18 protein-coding genes are annotated in these 17,571 nt (G+C 59.0%); 10 read left to right on the top strand and 8 right to left on the bottom strand.

The genetic code is table 11. The annotated features are described in order from the left end of the window. Positions 1-348: 348 nt before the first annotated feature. Together KRR23_RS23570 and KRR23_RS23565 are read right to left on the bottom strand one after the other, a co-directional pair. A complete protein-coding gene (locus KRR23_RS23570) occupies positions 349-1,842 on the bottom strand; it encodes a CoA-acylating methylmalonate-semialdehyde dehydrogenase (protein WP_216744455.1) in 1,494 nt (497 codons plus the stop codon). A gap of 75 nt (positions 1,843-1,917) precedes the next feature. Further along, entirely contained in the window at positions 1,918-3,267 is a 1,350-nt protein-coding gene (locus KRR23_RS23565; protein WP_145022535.1) for an aspartate aminotransferase family protein, read from the bottom strand. Positions 3,268-3,405: 138 nt separating this feature from the next. On the opposite strand from KRR23_RS23565, the gene KRR23_RS23560 reads away from it, so the two are divergent. The 3 genes from KRR23_RS23560 (at position 3,406) to KRR23_RS23550 (ending at position 5,679) form a co-directional block, all read left to right on the top strand. Continuing rightward, complete coding sequence (locus tag KRR23_RS23560; RefSeq protein WP_019693711.1) at positions 3,406-4,326, top strand: LysR family transcriptional regulator; 921 nt, start codon at positions 3,406-3,408, stop codon at positions 4,324-4,326. A gap of 109 nt (positions 4,327-4,435) precedes the next feature. Further along, the gene (locus tag KRR23_RS23555) at positions 4,436-5,086 is read left to right on the top strand and encodes a TetR/AcrR family transcriptional regulator (protein ID WP_216744454.1); all 651 of its coding nucleotides are present in this window, start codon (positions 4,436-4,438) and stop codon (positions 5,084-5,086) included. A gap of 11 nt (positions 5,087-5,097) precedes the next feature. Next, positions 5,098-5,679 (top strand): YigZ family protein, encoded by a 582-nt coding sequence (locus KRR23_RS23550; protein ID WP_216744453.1) that lies wholly within the window; start codon positions 5,098-5,100, stop codon positions 5,677-5,679. Between the two features lie 465 nt (positions 5,680-6,144). Here the strand turns inward: KRR23_RS23550 and KRR23_RS23545 are convergent, their stop codons facing one another. Next, positions 6,145-6,600 carry a hypothetical protein gene (locus KRR23_RS23545; RefSeq protein ID WP_216744452.1) on the bottom strand — a complete coding sequence of 152 codons (456 nt, stop codon included), beginning with the start codon at positions 6,598-6,600 and terminating at the stop codon, positions 6,145-6,147. 83 nt (positions 6,601-6,683) lie between these two features. Here KRR23_RS23545 and KRR23_RS23540 point away from each other — a divergent pair, with 83 nt between their 5' ends. The 4 genes from KRR23_RS23540 to KRR23_RS23525 all read left to right on the top strand — a co-directional run bounded on the left by KRR23_RS23540 (position 6,684) and on the right by KRR23_RS23525 (position 10,444). Further along, the gene (locus tag KRR23_RS23540; protein WP_216744451.1) at positions 6,684-7,034 is read left to right on the top strand and encodes a MerR family transcriptional regulator; all 351 of its coding nucleotides are present in this window, start codon (positions 6,684-6,686) and stop codon (positions 7,032-7,034) included. A gap of 24 nt (positions 7,035-7,058) precedes the next feature. After that, the gene (locus KRR23_RS23535; RefSeq protein ID WP_216744450.1) at positions 7,059-7,745 is read left to right on the top strand and encodes an SDR family oxidoreductase; all 687 of its coding nucleotides are present in this window, start codon (positions 7,059-7,061) and stop codon (positions 7,743-7,745) included. A 232-nt stretch (positions 7,746-7,977) separates the two neighbouring features. Beyond that, on the top strand, positions 7,978-9,336 hold the full coding sequence (locus KRR23_RS23530) for an 8-oxoguanine deaminase (RefSeq protein WP_216744449.1): 1,359 nt from the start codon (positions 7,978-7,980) through the stop codon (positions 9,334-9,336). A 154-nt stretch (positions 9,337-9,490) separates the two neighbouring features. Next, positions 9,491-10,444 carry an adenosine deaminase gene (locus KRR23_RS23525; protein WP_103320467.1) on the top strand — a complete coding sequence of 318 codons (954 nt, stop codon included), beginning with the start codon at positions 9,491-9,493 and terminating at the stop codon, positions 10,442-10,444. Positions 10,445-10,496: 52 nt separating this feature from the next. Here KRR23_RS23525 and KRR23_RS23520 read toward each other — a convergent pair whose 3' ends face one another. The 3 genes from KRR23_RS23520 to KRR23_RS23510 all read right to left on the bottom strand — a co-directional run bounded on the left by KRR23_RS23520 (position 10,497) and on the right by KRR23_RS23510 (position 13,992). Further along, positions 10,497-11,876 (bottom strand): MFS transporter, encoded by a 1,380-nt coding sequence (locus tag KRR23_RS23520; RefSeq protein ID WP_216744448.1) that lies wholly within the window; start codon positions 11,874-11,876, stop codon positions 10,497-10,499. A 134-nt stretch (positions 11,877-12,010) separates the two neighbouring features. After that, complete coding sequence (locus KRR23_RS23515; protein ID WP_216744447.1) at positions 12,011-12,745, bottom strand: helix-turn-helix transcriptional regulator; 735 nt, start codon at positions 12,743-12,745, stop codon at positions 12,011-12,013. Between the two features lie 317 nt (positions 12,746-13,062). After that, complete coding sequence (locus KRR23_RS23510) at positions 13,063-13,992, bottom strand: LysR family transcriptional regulator (protein WP_216744446.1); 930 nt, start codon at positions 13,990-13,992, stop codon at positions 13,063-13,065. Positions 13,993-14,107: 115 nt separating this feature from the next. On the opposite strand from KRR23_RS23510, the gene KRR23_RS23505 reads away from it, so the two are divergent. Both KRR23_RS23505 and KRR23_RS23500 read left to right on the top strand, forming a co-directional pair. Then, positions 14,108-15,121: a zinc-binding alcohol dehydrogenase family protein gene (locus tag KRR23_RS23505; protein ID WP_216744445.1), complete on the top strand. Its 1,014-nt coding sequence runs from the start codon at positions 14,108-14,110 to the stop codon at positions 15,119-15,121. A gap of 148 nt (positions 15,122-15,269) precedes the next feature. Further along, positions 15,270-15,440, top strand: a complete 171-nt coding sequence (locus KRR23_RS23500) for a hypothetical protein (protein WP_177474787.1) — start codon at positions 15,270-15,272, stop codon at positions 15,438-15,440. Position 15,441: 1 nt separating this feature from the next. Here KRR23_RS23500 and KRR23_RS23495 read toward each other — a convergent pair whose 3' ends face one another. Continuing rightward, positions 15,442-16,635 carry a multidrug effflux MFS transporter gene (locus KRR23_RS23495; RefSeq protein WP_216744444.1) on the bottom strand — a complete coding sequence of 398 codons (1,194 nt, stop codon included), beginning with the start codon at positions 16,633-16,635 and terminating at the stop codon, positions 15,442-15,444. A 94-nt stretch (positions 16,636-16,729) separates the two neighbouring features. Beyond that, complete coding sequence (locus KRR23_RS23490; RefSeq protein ID WP_216744443.1) at positions 16,730-16,930, bottom strand: heavy-metal-associated domain-containing protein; 201 nt, start codon at positions 16,928-16,930, stop codon at positions 16,730-16,732. A gap of 145 nt (positions 16,931-17,075) precedes the next feature. On the opposite strand from KRR23_RS23490, the gene KRR23_RS23485 reads away from it, so the two are divergent. After that, positions 17,076-17,453, top strand: a complete 378-nt coding sequence (locus KRR23_RS23485) for a hypothetical protein (RefSeq protein ID WP_216744442.1) — start codon at positions 17,076-17,078, stop codon at positions 17,451-17,453. The last annotated feature ends 118 nt before the right edge of the window (positions 17,454-17,571 follow it).

Here is a 17,571-nt window from a genome sequence, read left to right as displayed (position 1 = left end):
TCGTTAGCGGGAGGCGAATTCTACAGCGTTACTCGCTGCTGTCAACACCTCTTTTTCTCCGCTTTCGACCGAGTTGATCGAACCGTTAAAAGAGCCAAACAACACCGCTCTTTCAACTCCTTCAGGCTTCGATGAACTGAAGCGTAACCGCTGTCGAAAACTGCGTAACTCTTTGTTTACCAAGGAGTTTTCCGTTTCGACTGCGCCGGAAGTGGGGCGAATTATAGACTTCCAGAATCTGCCGTCAACACCTATTTTCATAAATCTGTCATATCAGTCAAAAAGCCCCGAAAACACGAAGGCCGGTCCACCGCCATATAGAGGTGGACCGGTCTTCTGCCCTTCTACTTACAAGCTAGGGAATGCGAACTGCGAGGCTTCATGGCTTGCACGTTGTGGCCAGCGCTGGGTAATCGCCTTGCGACGGGTGTAGAAACGCACACCATCCGGGCCATACGCATGCAGATCCCCAAACAGCGAACGCTTCCAGCCACCAAAGCTGTGGTAAGCCACTGGGACCGGCAGCGGAACGTTAACCCCAACCATGCCGACTTCGATCTCGTCGCAGAACAACCGCGCTGCCTCACCATCACGCGTGAAGATGCAGGTGCCATTGCCGTACTCGTGATCGTTGATCAGTTGCATGGCATCTTCCAGGCTATTGACCCGAACGACACACAGCACCGGCCCGAAGATCTCCTCTTTATAGATACGCATCTCTGGCGTGACGTTATCGAACAGGCAGCCACCCAGGAAGAAACCTTCCTCATGACCGGCAACACTCAACCCACGACCATCGACGACCAGGGAAGCGCCGGAGGAAACACCGTCTTCTATATAGCCACTGACCTTGTCGCGAGCCTGACCGGAAACCAGTGGCCCCATGTCCAGACCACACGAAGTGCCGGCACCGATTTTCAGCGCCTTGATTTGCGGAACCAGTTTGGCCACCAGCGCATCCGCAACCTGATCGCCAACACACACGGCTACCGAGATCGCCATGCAACGCTCGCCACAAGAACCGTAGGCCGCGCCCATCAGTGCGCTGACTGCGTTATCCAGATCGGCATCCGGCATCAGCACCGCGTGATTCTTCGCCCCGCCCAATGCCTGGACGCGTTTGCCGCGCTTGGTGCCTTCGGCGTAGATGTATTCGGCAATCGGCGTCGAGCCAACGAAGCTCAGTGCTTTGACTTCAGGCGCTTCGATCAACGCATCGACCGCAGCCTTGTCACCGTGAACCACGCTCAACACGCCTTTTGGCAGACCAGCTTCGAGCAAGAGCTGGGCGATCAGCAACGTCGAGCTTGGATCACGCTCGGAGGGTTTGAGGATGAAGCAGTTACCGCAGACGATCGCCAGCGGATACATCCACAGCGGCACCATCGCCGGAAAGTTGAACGGGGTAATACCAGCAACCACGCCCAATGGCTGGAAGTCCGACCACGCATCAATGTTCGGACCGACGTTGCGGCTGTACTCGCCCTTTAGGATTTCCGGAGCTGCACAGGCGAACTCGACGTTCTCGATACCGCGCTTCAATTCACCCGCGGCGTCTTCCAGGGTCTTGCCGTGTTCTTCGCTGATCAATTGCGCGATACGCGCTTCGTTCTGCTCCAGCAATTGCTTGAAGCGGAACATCACCTGAGCGCGTTTGGCCGGTGGCGTGTTGCGCCAGGCCGGAAATGCAGCCTTGGCCGAGTCGATGGCTTTTTGAATGGTTTCACGACTGGCCAATGGCAACTTGTGGATCGCCTGGCCAGTGGACGGGTTAAACACGTCGGCAGTGCGACCGTCTTCGGTCACCAGTTCACCATTGATCAAATGCGGGATGAGGCTCATGCGCGGCTCCTGAAAAGTTGTCCACAGACGCGCATCGCTGCGCGCCTGTTGTCTGTTCTTATATAGAGGGGGGAATCAGTCGATCTTGTTCAGCACTTCGCCGACCGCATCGAACAGACGATCAAGATCCTGCGGCTTGCTGTTGAAGGTTGGGCCGAACTGCAGGGTGTCGCCGCCGAAGCGCACATAGAAGCCCGCCTTCCACAGCGCCATGCCCGCTTCGAACGGACGGACGATGGCGTCGCCGTCGCGCGCAGCGATCTGGATCGCACCGGCCAGGCCGTAGTTACGAATGTCGATGACGTTCTTCGAACCTTTCAGGCCGTGCAGGGCATTCTCGAAATGCGGCGCGACTTCGGCCACGCTCTGCACCAGGTTTTCCTTTTGCAGCAGGTCGAGTGCCGCCAGGCCGGCAGCGCAGGCCACCGGGTGCGCGGAATAGGTGTAACCGTGCGGGAATTCAACCGCGTATTCCGGCGTCGCCTGGTTCATGAAGGTCTGGTAGATCTCCGAACTGGCGATCACCGCGCCCATCGGAATGGCACCGTTGGTGACTTGCTTGGCAATGCACATCAGGTCAGGAGTCACGCCGAAGCTGTCAGCACCGAACATCGAACCGGTACGACCGAAGCCGGTGATGACTTCGTCGAACACCAGCAGGATGTTGTGCTGGTCGCAGATTTCGCGCAGACGCTTCAAATAACCCTGAGGCGGAACCAGTACACCGGCAGAACCGGCCAGTGGCTCGACGAACACCGCAGCGATGTTCGAGGCGTCGTGCAGTTCGATCAGCTTGAGCAACTCTTCGGCCAGGGCAATACCGCCCTCTTTCGGCATGCCACGGGAATAGGCATTGCTCGCCAGCAGAGTGTGCGGCAGGTGGTCGACGTCCATCATCGCCTGACCAAACAGCTTACGGTTGCCGTTCACGCCACCCAGGCTGGTGCCGGCGATGTTCACGCCGTGGTAGCCACGGGCACGGCCGATCATTTTGGTCTTGGTCGACTGCCCTTTCAGACGCCAGTAAGCGCGGACCATCTTCACGGCTGTATCGGCGCACTCGGAACCGGAGTCAGTGAAAAACACGTGATTCAGATTGCCCGGGGTCAGCTCGGTGATTTTCTCGGCGAGCTGGAACGACAGCGGGTGACCGTACTGGAAGCCCGGCGAGTAATCGAGGGTGCCCAACTGTTTGGCCACCGCTTCCTGGATTTCCTTGCGGGTATGCCCGGCACCGCAAGTCCATAGACCCGACAGCGAGTCATAGACTTTACGGCCCTTGTCGTCGATCAGGTAGCTGCCTTCAGCGGCTACGATCAAGCGCGGGTCACGCTGGAAATTGCGGTTGGCGGTGTACGGCATCCAGTGGGCATCGAGCTTGAGTTGGCTGGCCAGGGAGACCGGGGCGTTTTCAGGCACGTTCATGAGCAAAACCTCGCAGGGCAATAAGCGGCGTAGGGATTAAAAGCGTTCTTGCAGCTAAGTTGCCACGACGATAAAGTCGGTGAAATCCAACTCTTCTAACCTTCAGTCAGCCAATAACTAAACTTTTGAGTAAAAAGCATGAGCAGCCGCCGACCCGATCCACTGGCGCAAGTCAGTGACTTCGATATCCGCCTGCTGCGGATCTTTCGCAGCGTGGTCGAGTGCGGCGGCTTCTCCGCAGCGGAAAGTGTGCTCGGAATTGGACGCTCAGCCATCAGCCAGCAAATGAGCGATCTTGAACAACGACTGGGTCTGCGCCTGTGTCAGCGTGGTCGAGCCGGGTTCTCGCTGACCGAAGAGGGCCGCGAGGTCTATCAATCGGCGTTGCAGCTATTAAGTGCGCTGGAAAGTTTTCGCACCGAGGTCAACGGACTGCATCAACACTTGCGCGGTGAATTGACCATCGGCTTGACCGACAACCTCGTCACCCTGCCCCACATGCGCATCACCCACGCACTGGCGCAGTTGAAAGAGCGTGGACCGGACGTGCAGATTCAGATCCGCATGATCGCGCCCAATGAAGTCGAACAAGGCGTGCTCGACGGTCGCTTGCACGTCGGCGTGGTGCCGCAGGCCAGCGCCTTGTCGGGTCTTGAGTATCAACCTCTGTACAGCGAGCGTTCGCTGCTTTACTGCGCGGTCGGCCATCCGCTGTTTTATGTCGACGATAAACAGCTGGACGATGAACGCCTGAATAGTCAGGACGCGATCGCCCCGACCTTCCGTCTACCGGCCGAGATCCAGGCGCATTACCAGGCACTCAATTGCACCGCCAGCGCATCAGACCGCGAGGGCATGGCGTTTCTGATTCTGACCGGGCGCTACATCGGTTACCTGCCAGACCACTACGCCAGCCTGTGGGTGCAGCAAGGTCGCTTGCGCGCGCTCAAACCCGACGCCCGTTTTTATGACCTGAGCCTGGCATCGGTCACACGCAAGGGGCGGCGCCCGCATTTGGTACTGGAAAGCTTCCTGGAAAGCCTTGCGGCGACTCGATAAAGCGCACGAAAGGCCCAGCTTTGACGCTTTTATCGCAACAAGGCTTGTCGGATTCCTGCGGGTGCGCTATCAACGCACCGTGCACCCACTGACCCGCTCGGAACCGCCCATGACCTTTGAAGTCCCAGCCCACGCAGGTAAGCCTGCCAGCCGCATTCGTCAGAAGAACGAAGAGGCGATCCTCAAAGCCGCCGAAATCGAATTCGCTCGTCACGGCTTCAAGGGCACCAGCATGAACACCATCGCGCAGAATGCCGGGCTGCCCAAGGCCAATCTGCACTACTACTTCACCAACAAACTCGGGCTGTACATCGGGGTGTTGAGCAACATCATCCAATTGTGGGACAGCACCTTCAACACCCTGACCTGTGACGACGACCCCGCCGAAGCGCTGACCCGCTACATACGCGCCAAGATGGAGTTCTCCCGCCGCCAGCCGCAAGCCTCGCGGGTGTTCGCCATGGAAGTCATCAGCGGCGGAGAATGTCTGACCGAGTACTTCAATCAGGATTACCGCGCCTGGTTCCAGGGCCGTGCGAACGTGTTTCAGGCCTGGATCGATGCCAGCAAGATGGACCCTGTAGACCCGGTGAACCTGATCTTCCTGTTATGGGGCAGCACCCAGCATTACGCCGATTTTGCCACGCAAATTTGCCGCGTCACCGGTCGTACCAAGCTGACCAAGCAGGACATGGAAGATGCCAGCAATAACCTGATCCGTATCATTCTTAAAGGCTGCGGCCTCACCCCAGCTATTTAAGACCTTCAGCCATGCCTTTTACCCTCGCAGGCGTTTGCGAATACCGTGAAGAGATTCGCAAGAGCCGCTTCATCGCCCTCGCGGCACCGATCACCAGTGCTGCCGAGGCGCAGGCGTTCATCGAGCAGCAGAGCGACCTGAACGCTTCACACAATTGCTGGGCCTGGAAACTCGCCGATCAGTACCGCAGCAGTGACGATGGCGAACCGGGCGGCACTGCTGGCCGGCCGATACTCGCGGCGATCGAAGCGCAGGATTGCGATCAGGTCGCGGTCGTGGTGATTCGCTGGTACGGCGGCATTCAACTGGGCACTGGCGGTCTCGCACGGGCCTACGGCGGCAGCGCCAATAAATGCCTGCAAGGCGCCGAGCGGATTGCCCTGATCAGCCGGGTGCCGATCCGTTGTGCCTGCGGCTTCAGCGAATTGGCGCTGGTCAAACTGCGCGTCGCGGAGCTGGGCGGGTTGGTGGTGGAAGAAACCTTCACCGCCAATGGTGTGGAACTGCAACTGGCCATTGGTGAGACGCAGATCGATACCTTGCAGCGTCAATTAGCAGATGTGAGTCGCGGGCGGATTGTGTTGCAGCGCTGAAAAACAGGCTGCGATCTTTTGGGGCACTGGCGCCATGCCAACATTTCCGACACTTGCCCACAACCGCTGTGCACCCGACTGTGGATAACCTGAGTACACAGCGCTGTAACCCTTCCACAACGTGGCTTTGCGGCCGTTGATCACTTTTCGTTCAATTGGCTATCCACAGGTTCAATTCCACCGCAAAACAAACAGTTAGAGCGGTATATCACCTTTAGAAGAAAGCCTTACAGTGCTTATGCCCGGGTTTTGAGCTTGCGCACAAATACTGTGGAGCAACCTGTGGATAACCCGTTCATGGCTGGCGCAGTCGCATAGCCGGCATAGCCTGCAGCCACATGCTCACTTTTTAACCAGATTGCCCGGAGCAAAATCTGCACCCGATTCTGCAGCTCGCCCTGAAGTAGTGCCTGAGGCAGGTCGGACACTCGAGGTGAACCGTCACGGCCTCATCGCGGGCAAGAGCTAGGCGCCCCCCCTGCTCCTACAGATCACTCCGTCCGTAGGAGCAAGGCTTGCCCGCGATGACTGCCGAACAGGCAATACCTGCGCAACGCCCCACGCCAACTCAAAGAACAGGAAAACCGCCAGCAGCGAAGTCACGCCATGGGCCAGCGCATACGCCTGCCAGGCGGCAAACAGAAACCGCCCTGCTGCGTCATATCGACCGTACACCTGCTGTGGATCGCGTATACGCAGCAACGACCAGACGCAAACGATCGAGCCCATCAAATTCGCCATCAGCATATGCATGGGTTCGAACGGTGGCAGTTCGCCCGGCAGGTTCAAGGTCTGGCTGAGGCTCATTAGCAAACCGTGCAGCGCAGTAAACGTCCACGGAGTGGCAAATGCAGCGGTGACAATCAGGTCATACCAGGCGCTGCTGCGCACCAGGTTCCGGTATTGCGAAGGGGTCCACATGAATACGGCTCCAATATTTCGAGGAGCAAACAGGCTAAAGCCTGGAGTATGCTCCAGGGTCAAGCCACAAAGAGTCGTAAAAAATGCGTATCGGTGAATTAGCCCAGGCCAGCGCCGTCAGCCGCGATACCTTGCGTTTCTACGAGCAGCGCGGACTGATCGCCGCTCAACGCAGCGCCAACGGCTACCGTGATTATCCCGAGGAAATGGTGCAGTTGGTGCTCTACATCAAAACCGCGCAACGCCTGGGTTTTACGCTTGGCGAGATCGGCAGCAGCGTCTCTTCACTGTGGCAGGCACCCGACCCTTCAAGCGCCGTCAGCCAATTACTGCAAGACAAACTGAGCCTGATCGAAACCCGGATCGCTGAGCTTGGTGAGTTACGCCAGGAACTGCAACAACGGCTCGGGCAACGTTGCCCATTGAATCCATGACCCTTTTTTACAAGGAAGCCACTCATGTCTACGGTAAAAACCGCACTGATCATCGGCGCCTCCCGAGGCCTCGGCCTGGGGCTGGTGAAAACCCTGCTGGCCGACGGCTGGCAAGTCACCGCCACGGTGCGTAACCCGCAGAACGCCGAAGCATTGCAGGCGCAGGGCAAGGTACGGATTGAAAAACTCGACATGGACGATCAGCAAGCGGTGATCGCCCTCAGTCAACAACTCAAAGGCCAGGTGTTCGACCTGTTGTTCGTCAACGCCGGAGTAAAAGGCCCGGAGGTGCAGACACCCGGTGGCGCAACGCTGGCCGAAGTGGGTCAATTGTTCTTCACCAACGCCGTGGCGCCAATCAATCTGGCCCAGCGCTTCGTCGGGCAGATCCGCGAAGGCAGCGGTGTACTGGCGTTCATGAGTTCGGTGCTCGGCAGCGTGACCATGCCTGATGCGCCAGAACTGGCACTGTACAAAGCCAGCAAAGCGGCGCTGAACTCGATGACCAATAGTTTCGTCACACAGTTGGGTGAACAGAAACTGACCGTGCTGTCGCTGCATCCGGGTTGGGTGAAAACCGACATGGGCGGTGAAGGTGCTGACATCGATGTCGACACCAGCACTCGCGGGCTGGTCGATCAGGTGAACGCCTATGCCGGCAAGGGTGGGCATCATTTTGTGAATTACCGGGGTGAAACAATTCCCTGGTAATGGTTGCCTGACAGGACGCCATCGCGGGCAAGCCTTGCTCCCACACGATTTGTATTAATCCCAGAGCCGGGATACGACACATGACCTGTAGGAAGCAAGGCTTGCCCGCGATAGACCGCGAAGCGGTCTCCACGTAAACTCTGAACTTCGCCCCCCCGCGGCGACCCTGGATCAGCAGACAGGGCAACACTGAGCTGGCGAACCTGAACCCAATTTTCAGAGGAGCCGGCAAATGCCTGCGACCCGTATCTGGTTAAAAAATCCCCTCGCGATCTTCACGGCCAACAACCTCGATGCCCGTGGTGGCCTGGTGCTACAAGACGGTTTGATCGTCGAAGTACTCAAGCAAGGCCAACAACCGGCGACGCCCTGTGGACAAGTCTTCGATGCCCGCGAGCATGTGATCCTGCCGGGACTGATCAACACCCACCATCACTTCTATCAAACCCTGACCCGCGCCTGGGCACCGGTGGTCAACCAGCCCCTGTTCCCCTGGCTGAAAACGCTTTACCCGGTGTGGGCCCGACTGACCCCGGAAAAACTCGCGCTGGCGACCAAGGTGGCCCTGGCTGAATTGCTGCTGTCGGGTTGCACCACTGCCGCCGACCACCATTACCTGTTTCCGGAGGGTCTGGAAAACGCCATCGACGTGCAAGTCGAAAGCGTCCGTGAACTCGGTATGCGCGCCATGCTGACCCGTGGCTCGATGAGCCTCGGCGAAAAGGATGGAGGTCTGCCGCCCCAGCAAACCGTGCAGCAAGGCGAAGTGATTCTCGCCGACAGCCAACGCCTGATCGCCGAGTACCACGAACGTGGCGAAGGTGCGCAAATCCAGATCGCCCTGGCGCCGTGCTCACCCTTTTCGGTCACGCCGCAAATCATGTCGGCCAGCGCCGAACTGGCGAATACGCTCGATGTGCGCCTGCACACCCACCTTGCCGAAACCCTCGACGAAGAAGACTTCTGCCTGCAACGCTTCGGCCTGCGCACCGTGGATTACCTGGATAGTGTCGGCTGGCTCGGCCCACGCACCTGGCTGGCGCACGGCATTCACTTCAACCCCGACGAAATCGCCCGCCTCGGCGCGGCGGGTACCGGTATCTGCCATTGCCCGAGTTCGAACATGCGCCTGGCATCAGGCATCTGCCCAACCCTGGAACTGACGGCTGCCGGCGCACCGCTGGGCTTGGGTGTCGACGGTTCGGCATCCAACGATGCCTCGAACATGATCCTCGAAACCCGTCAGGCGCTGTACCTGCAACGGCTGCGTTATGGCGCAGAGAAAATCACCCCGGAGCTGGTGCTGGGCTGGGCCACCCAGGGTTCGGCGAAGCTGCTCGGTCGCAGCGACATCGGCGAACTCGCGGTGGGCAAGCAAGCGGATCTCGCGTTGTTCAAACTCGATGAGCTGCGCTTCTCTGGCAGCCATGACCCGATCTCGGCATTGCTGTTGTGTGGCGCGGATCGTGCAGACCGGGTGATGATCGGCGGCAAATGGCGAGTGATCGACGGGCAAGTCGAAGGGCTGGACCTGAAAGGCTTGATTGCCGATCACAGCCAGGCGGCACGGCAGTTGATCGCCGGCATCTGACCGGACACCATTGTAGGCAAGGGCTGGCCCTTGCCTACGTTTGCCGACACCCAGGCTTATGGGGTGGCTGGATGAACCGACCGGTCAGGTTTTGCTAATTGTTTCTACAGGCATCTGTAGAATGCTCACTATCTGTACCTGATGAGAAAAGAATATGTACGACTGGCTGAACGCCCTGCCCAAGGCAGAATTGCACCTGCACCTGGAAGGCTCGCTGGAGCCTGAGTTGCTGTTCGCCCTGGCCGAACGCAACAAGATCGCCCTGCCATGGAGCGACGTCGAAACCCTGCGCAAGGCGTATGCCTTCAACAATCTGCAAGAGTTCCTGGACCTGTATTACCGGGGCGCCGATGTGTTGCGCACCTCTCAGGATTTCTACGACCTGACCTGGGCCTACCTGTTGCGTTGCAAGGCGCAGAACGTGATTCACACCGAACCGTTCTTCGATCCGCAAACCCATACCGACCGTGGCGTGCCGTTCGAAGTGGTGCTTAACGGCATCGCCAGCGCATTGAAAGACGGTGAACAGCAACTGGGCATCACCAGCGGTTTGATCCTCAGTTTCCTGCGTCACCTGAGCGAAGAAGAAGCCGAGAAAACCCTCGACCAGGCGTTGCCGTTCCGTGATGCGTTTGTCGCCGTCGGCCTGGACAGTTCAGAGATGGGCCACCCGCCGAGCAAATTCCAGCGCGTATTCGATCGCGCCCGTCATGAAGGTTTCCTGACCGTTGCTCACGCCGGTGAAGAAGGCCCGCCGGAGTACATCTGGGAAGCCATTGACCTGCTGAAAATCCAGCGTATCGACCATGGCGTGCGCGCCATCGAAGACGAGCGCCTGATGCAGCGGATCATCGACGAGCAAATCCCGTTGACCGTTTGCCCGCTGTCCAACACCAAGCTGCGCGTGTTCGATGACATGTCCCAGCACAACATCCTCGACATGCTTGAGCGTGGGGTGAAGGTTACGGTGAACTCGGATGACCCGGCGTACTTCGGCGGTTATGTCACCGAGAACTTCCATGCGCTGTATACCCATTTGGGCATGACCCAGGATCAGGCCAAGCGCCTGGCGCAGAACAGCCTGGATGCACGGTTGGTAAAACCGTAAGACCGCTTAAGATGATCGTTCCCACGCTCGCGCGTGGAAACGATCATCATCTTTAACCCGCCACCACCTCGCTCAATTCCTCCAGCGTCTTGCCCTGCGTTTCCATTCCGAACAGCCAGACCACGCCCGCGGCAATGGCGAAACACATCGCACCCAAGGCGAACACCCCGCCCTGCCCCGTTATCGGGAACACCAGCCCGGTGACCAATGGCCCGAGCAACGAGCCGACCCGGCCAATCGCCGAGGCAAACCCGGAACCGGTGGCTCGCGCAGAAGTAGGATAGAGCTCCGGGGTGTAGGTGTAGAGCACGGCCCACATGCCGAACAGGAAGAACTGCATCAGCAGGCCTGAACTGATCAACAGGCCGACGTTGCCGCCAAACACTGCGCTCTGCCCATACAAAAACGCCATCACCCCACCACCGAGCAAGGTGATGATGCACACCGGCTTGCGCCCCCAACGCTCCACCAGCCAGGCAGCCATGAGAAAACCGGGAATCCCGCCAAGGGAAATCAGCACGGTGTAATACACCGACTGAGTCACCGCAAACCCCGACTGCTGCAGCAATGCGCTGAGCCAGGAAGTCAGGCCATAGAAGCCAAGCAAGGCAAAAAACCAGACGCTCCAGATCATCATCGTGCGTTGGCGGTACAAAGGTGACCAGATTTCATTCAAGGCCGAAAGAAAGTGCCCCGGACGACTCTCGATTCTGGGCAAACGAATCGGCTCCGGCAAATCGGCGCTCCCCAGCGAGGCCCGCACCTTGTCTTCAATGCGCAGCAAAACCTTGTCCGCTGCCGCGTGATGCCCGGCCTGTTCCAACCAGCGTGGTGACTCGGGAATGAAGAAGCGGATCGCCAGGACAAACACCGCCGGCACCGCCAGTACCAGGAAGATGTCGCGCCAGCCAACCAGCGGTAACAGAAAGTAAGACAGCACGCCCGCTGCGACAAAACCCAGCGGCCAGAAACCGTCCATCAACGCGATATAGCGCCCGCGCCGTTTGGCCGGGATCAACTCGGACAACATCGATTGGGCAATCGGAAACTCCATACCCATACCGATTCCCAGAAGAACTCGAAACAGTGTCAGCATCTCGACGCTTTGCGCCGTAGAACAGAGGTAACTGGCGATGCCCCACAACACGATGCTCCACTGAAACACCGGTTTGCGCCCGAAGCGGTCGGCAAGCATCCCGGACAAAGACGCGCCAAGCACCATGCCGAAGAAGCTCGAACTGGCCAGCAGCCCGGCCTGCGCCGTGCTCAGAGCGAACTCGGCTTTGATCGACCCCAAGAGGAACGTCATCATTGCCAGGTCCATGGAGTCGAAGAAAAACGCCAGGGCAATGATGATGAAAATGATCCGGTGATAACCGCTGATGGGCAGTCGTTCCAGACGTTCTGCCGCGCTATAGCCTTGCGTTTCCATGCCGTATCCCCCATTCGATAATCCCCGAATCGAGTGTGCGGGATCGCCTCGGGGCACTATTGCTGGATACGACCTGGCCACAGCTCTGAGCGACGTCTGAAACCTCTGGCCACAGACGTCGATTTCAACTGTTGCTAGAGCGCCATTTCCAACTCGGCCTCTTTGGCGAACTGATCGATTTCACGCTGGCCGGCCGCGGTGATCTGCAGAACACGCGTGTCGCTAGGCAGACTCAACCATCCGGACTGCATGAACAGCTGCAACACCGCCGCCCCCAGGGTTCCACCCAAGTGCGGTCGGCGCTCGCTCCAGTCCGGGCAGGCGCAGACAACGCGCGAGGTGCTGTGGGCCAGGGCCTGAATGAACACGCCATGGATTGCCAGCCGATTGGCGCCTTTGTGGGTCACGATGACACGCTTGTCCAGCTGTTCGATCCAGCCGGCATCGAGCATTCGCTGATACAGATCGGCTGCCAGGCTTCCCCCCAGATGGTCTTCACAGAGCCTGGCTCGAAGCAATGACGAAGGCGCCGTACGCACTTTCGTCGATGGGCTGGTGCGCTTGAGCAACTCTGGAACCTTGCCTGGCAGACTGGCCAGAGTGGCGCTGGCCAGCGCTTCAACTGCTGCACCGATTTCGGGAGCCGCAAGCCGGAAAAACCGCTTGCGCCCACGCTCCTCGACTTTCAACAGTCCACCGCTGGACAAGCGCCCCAGGTGCGCATTCGCCGATGATGGCGACAAGCCTGCCAGCAATGCCAACTCCTCGGATTGCCGTGCAGTACCGTCCATCAAGGCCCACATCATCGCGCTACGCTTTGGGTCTGCCAGCAACGTGGCTATCTGGCTGATGCAAGGTGCATGTTCCATGTATTCACTCCCTGTTGAATCATTTGTCTGCTGCTCTGGGACATCTTGACCAGTAATGTGCTGCCGGCCAAGGCGTGAAAACCGCCAAAAGCCGGGCGGTATAACCAACGGATGCGACGAACCTCTTCGAAAACCCCGACCGGGCTCAACAACGATCAGCACAGCGTCCAACCGCCTTGAGCGAGACATCGCAACGTCGCCGACAACGGTGCGACTCCAGGCAGGCACTAGTATATGCGCGATGATCTTCGGTTCCTGCCGGCCGGAAGCTTTTGGAGGTGATAGTTCCTGCCAGAATTTTCCCTATTTGCCTGCGACTACTCGCCCGCACTGATCATTGCTGGCGATTGAGCCGACAATTGCGCACATCGTGACTTGAGCATTTCACTCAGCAGGTTCACCGGCTTACTCAATTGAGCGCGATGGGCGCACAGTAAGTTCAGCGGTGCGCGCTCGCAGAGCAGCGCCGGCATCAGCACTTTCAAGCGCCCGGCCAGCACATCGCCGGCTACATCCAGCCAGGACTTGTAGGCAATTCCGGCACCGGCCACTGCCCACAGACGCACTACGTCCGCATCATCACTGAAGCGATCACCGCTGACGGTCAGGCTCATCTCCCGTTTGCCATCATGAAAACCCCAGTGGTCGTGAACCCGGCTGCCCAGCATATACAACAGGCAATTGTGCTGGGCCAGTTGTTCCAGCTGGCGCGGTTCACCATGCCGTGCGAGATACTCCGGGGAGGCACACAGCACGCGACGGTTGTCCGCGGCGATCGGCAGCGCCACCAGGCTTGAGTCTTCCGGCTCCCCATAGCGCAGGGCAATGTCCACCGGTTGGCGGAACAGGTCGGCAATCCGGTCGCCCAACAGCAGGCGTACCGTCAGTTTTGGATGCTCGCGCTGGAATTCGTCCAGCCACGGCAGCAGCAAATTGCGACCGAAGTCCGAAGGTGCCGACAACTGCAATACGCCGCTGACCTGGTCCTGTCCGCTGGCCAGTAAACGCCGTCCTTCATCCAGATTGCTCAGCGCCGCGCGGGCGTATTCCAAAAAGCCTTCACCCTCTGCGGTCAGACGCAGACTGCGAGTCGAACGCGCCAGCAACCGCGCACCCAATTGCTGCTCGATCCGCTTCAACGCGGCGCTGGCCACTGCCGCCGACAGGTCCATGACCCGCGCCGCCGCAGACAGACTGCCGAGGTCTGCGGCACGCACGAACAACTGCAAGTCATCGAAACGCAGCATCAACCCACCTGCATTATCAAAAAAATATTGAAAGAGACTGTTCTTTTAGCTGGTTTTATCTTCAAGAGAAATAACCAATCATCCATGCCATCGAATGCCCCGTGAGAATTCCTCCATGAAAGCCATTGCCTACTACCGTTCACTGCCCATCAACGATCCAGAATCGCTGCAGGACATCGAACTGCCCGAGCCGGTTGCAGGCCTACGGGATTTGCTGGTTGAAGTCAAAGCCATCTCGGTCAATCCGGTGGACACCAAGGTTCGCCAGAATGTCGCGCCCGAAGATGGCGCGGCAAAAGTGCTGGGCTGGGATGTGGCTGGCGTGGTCAAGGCGGTCGGCAGCGACGTCAGTCTGTTCAAGCCCGGTGACAAGGTTTACTACGCGGGCTCCATCGCGCGCGCAGGCGGCAACAGCGAACTGCATGTGGTGGACGAGCGCATTGTCGGCCATATGCCAACGTCCCTGAGTTTCGCCGAAGCCGCCGCGCTACCGCTGACCGCGATCACCGCGTGGGAACTGTTGTTCGAACGCCTGCAAGTGCGCGAAGGCAAAACCGCTCAAGGCCAAAGCCTGCTGATCGTCGGCGCCGCGGGTGGCGTGGGTTCGATCCTGACTCAACTGGCCAGCCAGCTCACCGCATTGAACGTCATCGGCACTGCCTCACGCCCGCAGACCCAAAGCTGGGTACGCGAACTGGGCGCAGACCTGGTGATCGATCACAGCCAACCGCTGAGCGAAGAACTCAAGCGCGCAGGCCACCCTCAGGTGACTCACGTTGCCAGCCTGACCGAAACCGATCAGCACTTCGAACAACTGGTCGAAGCCCTCGCGCCTCAAGGCAAGCTTGCGCTGATCGATGATCCGAAGGCACTCGACGTGACCAAGCTCAAACGCAAGAGCCTGTCGTTACACTGGGAATTCATGTACACCCGCTCGCTGTTCGAAACTGCCGACATGCTCGAACAGCACAAGCTGCTGAACCGGGTGGCCGGGTTGATCGACGCGGGCACATTGAAAACCACAGTCGGCGAACACTTTGGCACGATCAACGCGGCCAACCTGCGCCGCGCCCATGCACTGCTGGAAAGCGGCACATCTAAGGGCAAGATCGTCCTCGAAGGCTTCTAGGGTTTTAGATGACGGTGTGTTCGGCTTGCTGTTTCAGAAACGACGCACACCGTCAGTCCGAGGATTTGATCCGCGTCACAAATCCGATTTGATTCAGGTCTACAATCGAGCTTCCCGCAATGCAGTCTTTTAGGTGAGGAAGTCAGTAATGAAGATCCTGATAAAAGAATTGGCAAAATCCCAGTGGCAGGTCCGCCTGGACAACCACGCGGTGAACTTCCGCAGTGAAGCTGAAGCTCGCGCTTTTACCTCGACCCTCGAGGCTCGCTTGCACGCCCCTCATCAACTCCCCCAACGCCAGCAACGAGCAACCGGCTGACTCAAGTCGCGGCTTGTGCTGCCCGGGCAACTTGCAGCCGACGGGTGAGCATCGCGACGCTCACCACCAACATACCGCACAGGCTGATGACCATCGCCATCGGCATGGCCGTGCCGTCGTGCAGCACGCCGACCAACGCCGCCGCGCCTGCAGCAACGCTGAACTGCAAGCAACCGAGCATCGCCGAAGCGCTGCCTGCGCGCGCGCCCTGCCCGCTCATGGCACACGCCGATGCATTGGGAATGATGCAACCCAGGCTTGCGATGCAGATGAACAGCGGGATCAGCAACGGCCACAAATGCTCGGTATGCAGTGAACTGACCGCCAGCAAGCTCAGGCCGGCAGCCAGATAAATCCATACGGTGCGCGCCAGCAAAAAGGCCGGGCCGCGTTTGGAGAGCAACCGGGCATTGACCTGCGCCACCAGAATGAAGCCCGCAGCGTTGGTGCCGAACAACCAGCCGAAGTGCTCGGCCGGAACACCGTAAAGCTTGATGAAGACGAAAGGCGAACCCGCAATGTAGGCAAACATCCCGGCAATCGCGATGCCACCGGTCAAGGCATGACCGAGGAAGATCCTGTCCGACAGCAGCCGGCCATATTGACGCAGAGCACCCGACAACGGCTGACGCGGCTGGTTGGCCGGTAAACTTTCCGGCAGGCCTAGCGCAACCGCCAGGGCTGACAATGCGCTGAACAGCGTCAAGGCGATAAAGATCGACTGCCAGCTATACAGGTTGACCAGCAGACCGCCAAGCATTGGCGCAAGAATCGGTGCTAGGCCCATCACCAACATCAGCTGGGAAAAGACTTCCGCCGAACCCACCGCGTCGCACTTGTCGCTGACCACCGCGCGGGAAATCACCATCCCGGCGCAGCCACCCAGCGCCTGAACGAAACGTGCCGCGATCAACCACTCAAGGCTCGGCGCAAACGCGCACACCAGCGATGCCAGAGTGAACAGACCGACGCCCACCAGCAATGGCATGCGCCTGCCGAAGCGATCGGCCACCGGGCCGTAAGCCAATTGACCAATCGACAGGCCCAGGAAATAAGCTGCCAGGGTCAACTGAACGTGTTTTTCATCCGTGCCGAAAGCCACCGCCATGGCCGGGAAGGCTGGCAGATAGAAATCGATGGCCAGCGGCCCGAAAGCGCTCAGGGCGCCAAGAATCAGAATGGTACGGAGGTTCATCAGGCGTCCAGTTTTACGTCAGTCGGCAGCCCGACAGTCTAGCCGCGCCTGGACGCCTTGAACATTCCGATAGGTCGCTAACTATTAAAAAGGTTCAGGCCAGCGTCACTTCATAACCTTCTTCGCTGATCAGGTTGATGACTTGATCAGCAGACAGTTCACCGCTCTCGACGCCAACCTCCTTCGCCGCGAGGTCGACCCGGACACTGGCCGCCGGATCCTTGGCTTGCAGCGCCTCGGTAATGGCCCGAACACAGTGACCGCACGACATTCCTTGAACGTTGAATACTTGCATGAGACAGCTCCTTTGATGAGGTTGAGCCAGTCTTGAGCTTGCCACCGTGGCAAGGTCAAGTTCTGCAGTGATCTGCCGGGCTGGCAATCGTCGCCGCGCTCGGCCAAGCTTCGCCATCAATGACTCAAAAGCAGGAGATGCAGCCATGCGCTGGTCAGCTTTCAGCCTATTCGGCATGCTCAGTCTTTTCGCCGCCGCGCCCTCGGCCAGCGCCGAAGACTACGGTGTGTTGATCATTTCTCGCGAGCGACTGGAAGTCGCGACCTCGTGCGAGATTGGCGTGTACATCCAGGATCAGTTGTCGGCGCGGTTGTTCCAGGAACAAAGCACCTCGTTCAATTTGCCGCCGGGCAACTACTCCTTGCGGCTCAAACTGCTGCCCGGCCAGGCGCCAGGTTGCAGTGCCGGGATGCTGGCCCCGGGTTCGCAGAACATCACGTTGCGGGCGGGCGACCTGTTGAAATACCGCATCGCCATGAATCAGCAAGGGATGTACCTCAAGCCCGCCGCATTGGGCTACTGATTCACCCGTTTTCTGTGGGAGCGTGGCTTGCCCGCGATGCAGGCAACGCAGTGGTTCAGGCCAACCGCGCCATCGTTCATCGCGGGCAAGCGGAACGCCGCCCGGCCGCTCCCACGGT

Origin of the sequence: Pseudomonas sp. CVAP#3 (genome assembly GCF_018986375.1) — a bacterium.
GTDB classification, from domain to species: Bacteria; Pseudomonadota; Gammaproteobacteria; order Pseudomonadales; family Pseudomonadaceae; genus Aquipseudomonas; species Aquipseudomonas helvetica.
The sequence above is the reverse complement of the archived record's forward strand: the minus strand, read 5'-3'. Positions and strand labels throughout refer to the sequence as shown.

Bases quoted from the DNA above. Each gene is read 5' to 3' on its own strand.
- KRR23_RS23530 (WP_216744449.1), top strand. From the start codon at position 7,978: ATGCCTGCGACCCGTATCTGGTTAAAAAATCCCCTCGCGATCTTCACG.
- KRR23_RS23510 (WP_216744446.1), bottom strand. From the start codon at position 13,992: ATGCTGCGTTTCGATGACTTGCAGTTGTTCGTGCGTGCCGCAGACCTC.
- KRR23_RS23515 (WP_216744447.1), bottom strand. From the start codon at position 12,745: ATGGAACATGCACCTTGCATCAGCCAGATAGCCACGTTGCTGGCAGAC.
- KRR23_RS23560 (WP_019693711.1), top strand. From the start codon at position 3,406: ATGAGCAGCCGCCGACCCGATCCACTGGCGCAAGTCAGTGACTTCGAT.
- KRR23_RS23535 (WP_216744450.1), top strand. From the start codon at position 7,059: ATGTCTACGGTAAAAACCGCACTGATCATCGGCGCCTCCCGAGGCCTC.
- KRR23_RS23540 (WP_216744451.1), top strand. From the start codon at position 6,684: ATGCGTATCGGTGAATTAGCCCAGGCCAGCGCCGTCAGCCGCGATACC.
- KRR23_RS23500 (WP_177474787.1), top strand. From the start codon at position 15,270: ATGAAGATCCTGATAAAAGAATTGGCAAAATCCCAGTGGCAGGTCCGC.
- KRR23_RS23555 (WP_216744454.1), top strand. From the start codon at position 4,436: ATGACCTTTGAAGTCCCAGCCCACGCAGGTAAGCCTGCCAGCCGCATT.
- KRR23_RS23485 (WP_216744442.1), top strand. From the start codon at position 17,076: ATGCGCTGGTCAGCTTTCAGCCTATTCGGCATGCTCAGTCTTTTCGCC.
- KRR23_RS23490 (WP_216744443.1), bottom strand. From the start codon at position 16,930: ATGCAAGTATTCAACGTTCAAGGAATGTCGTGCGGTCACTGTGTTCGG.
- KRR23_RS23505 (WP_216744445.1), top strand. From the start codon at position 14,108: ATGAAAGCCATTGCCTACTACCGTTCACTGCCCATCAACGATCCAGAA.
- KRR23_RS23520 (WP_216744448.1), bottom strand. From the start codon at position 11,876: ATGGAAACGCAAGGCTATAGCGCGGCAGAACGTCTGGAACGACTGCCC.
- KRR23_RS23550 (WP_216744453.1), top strand. From the start codon at position 5,098: ATGCCTTTTACCCTCGCAGGCGTTTGCGAATACCGTGAAGAGATTCGC.
- KRR23_RS23525 (WP_103320467.1), top strand. From the start codon at position 9,491: ATGTACGACTGGCTGAACGCCCTGCCCAAGGCAGAATTGCACCTGCAC.
- KRR23_RS23565 (WP_145022535.1), bottom strand. From the start codon at position 3,267: ATGAACGTGCCTGAAAACGCCCCGGTCTCCCTGGCCAGCCAACTCAAG.
- KRR23_RS23495 (WP_216744444.1), bottom strand. From the start codon at position 16,635: ATGAACCTCCGTACCATTCTGATTCTTGGCGCCCTGAGCGCTTTCGGG.
- KRR23_RS23570 (WP_216744455.1), bottom strand. From the start codon at position 1,842: ATGAGCCTCATCCCGCATTTGATCAATGGTGAACTGGTGACCGAAGAC.
- KRR23_RS23545 (WP_216744452.1), bottom strand. From the start codon at position 6,600: ATGTGGACCCCTTCGCAATACCGGAACCTGGTGCGCAGCAGCGCCTGG.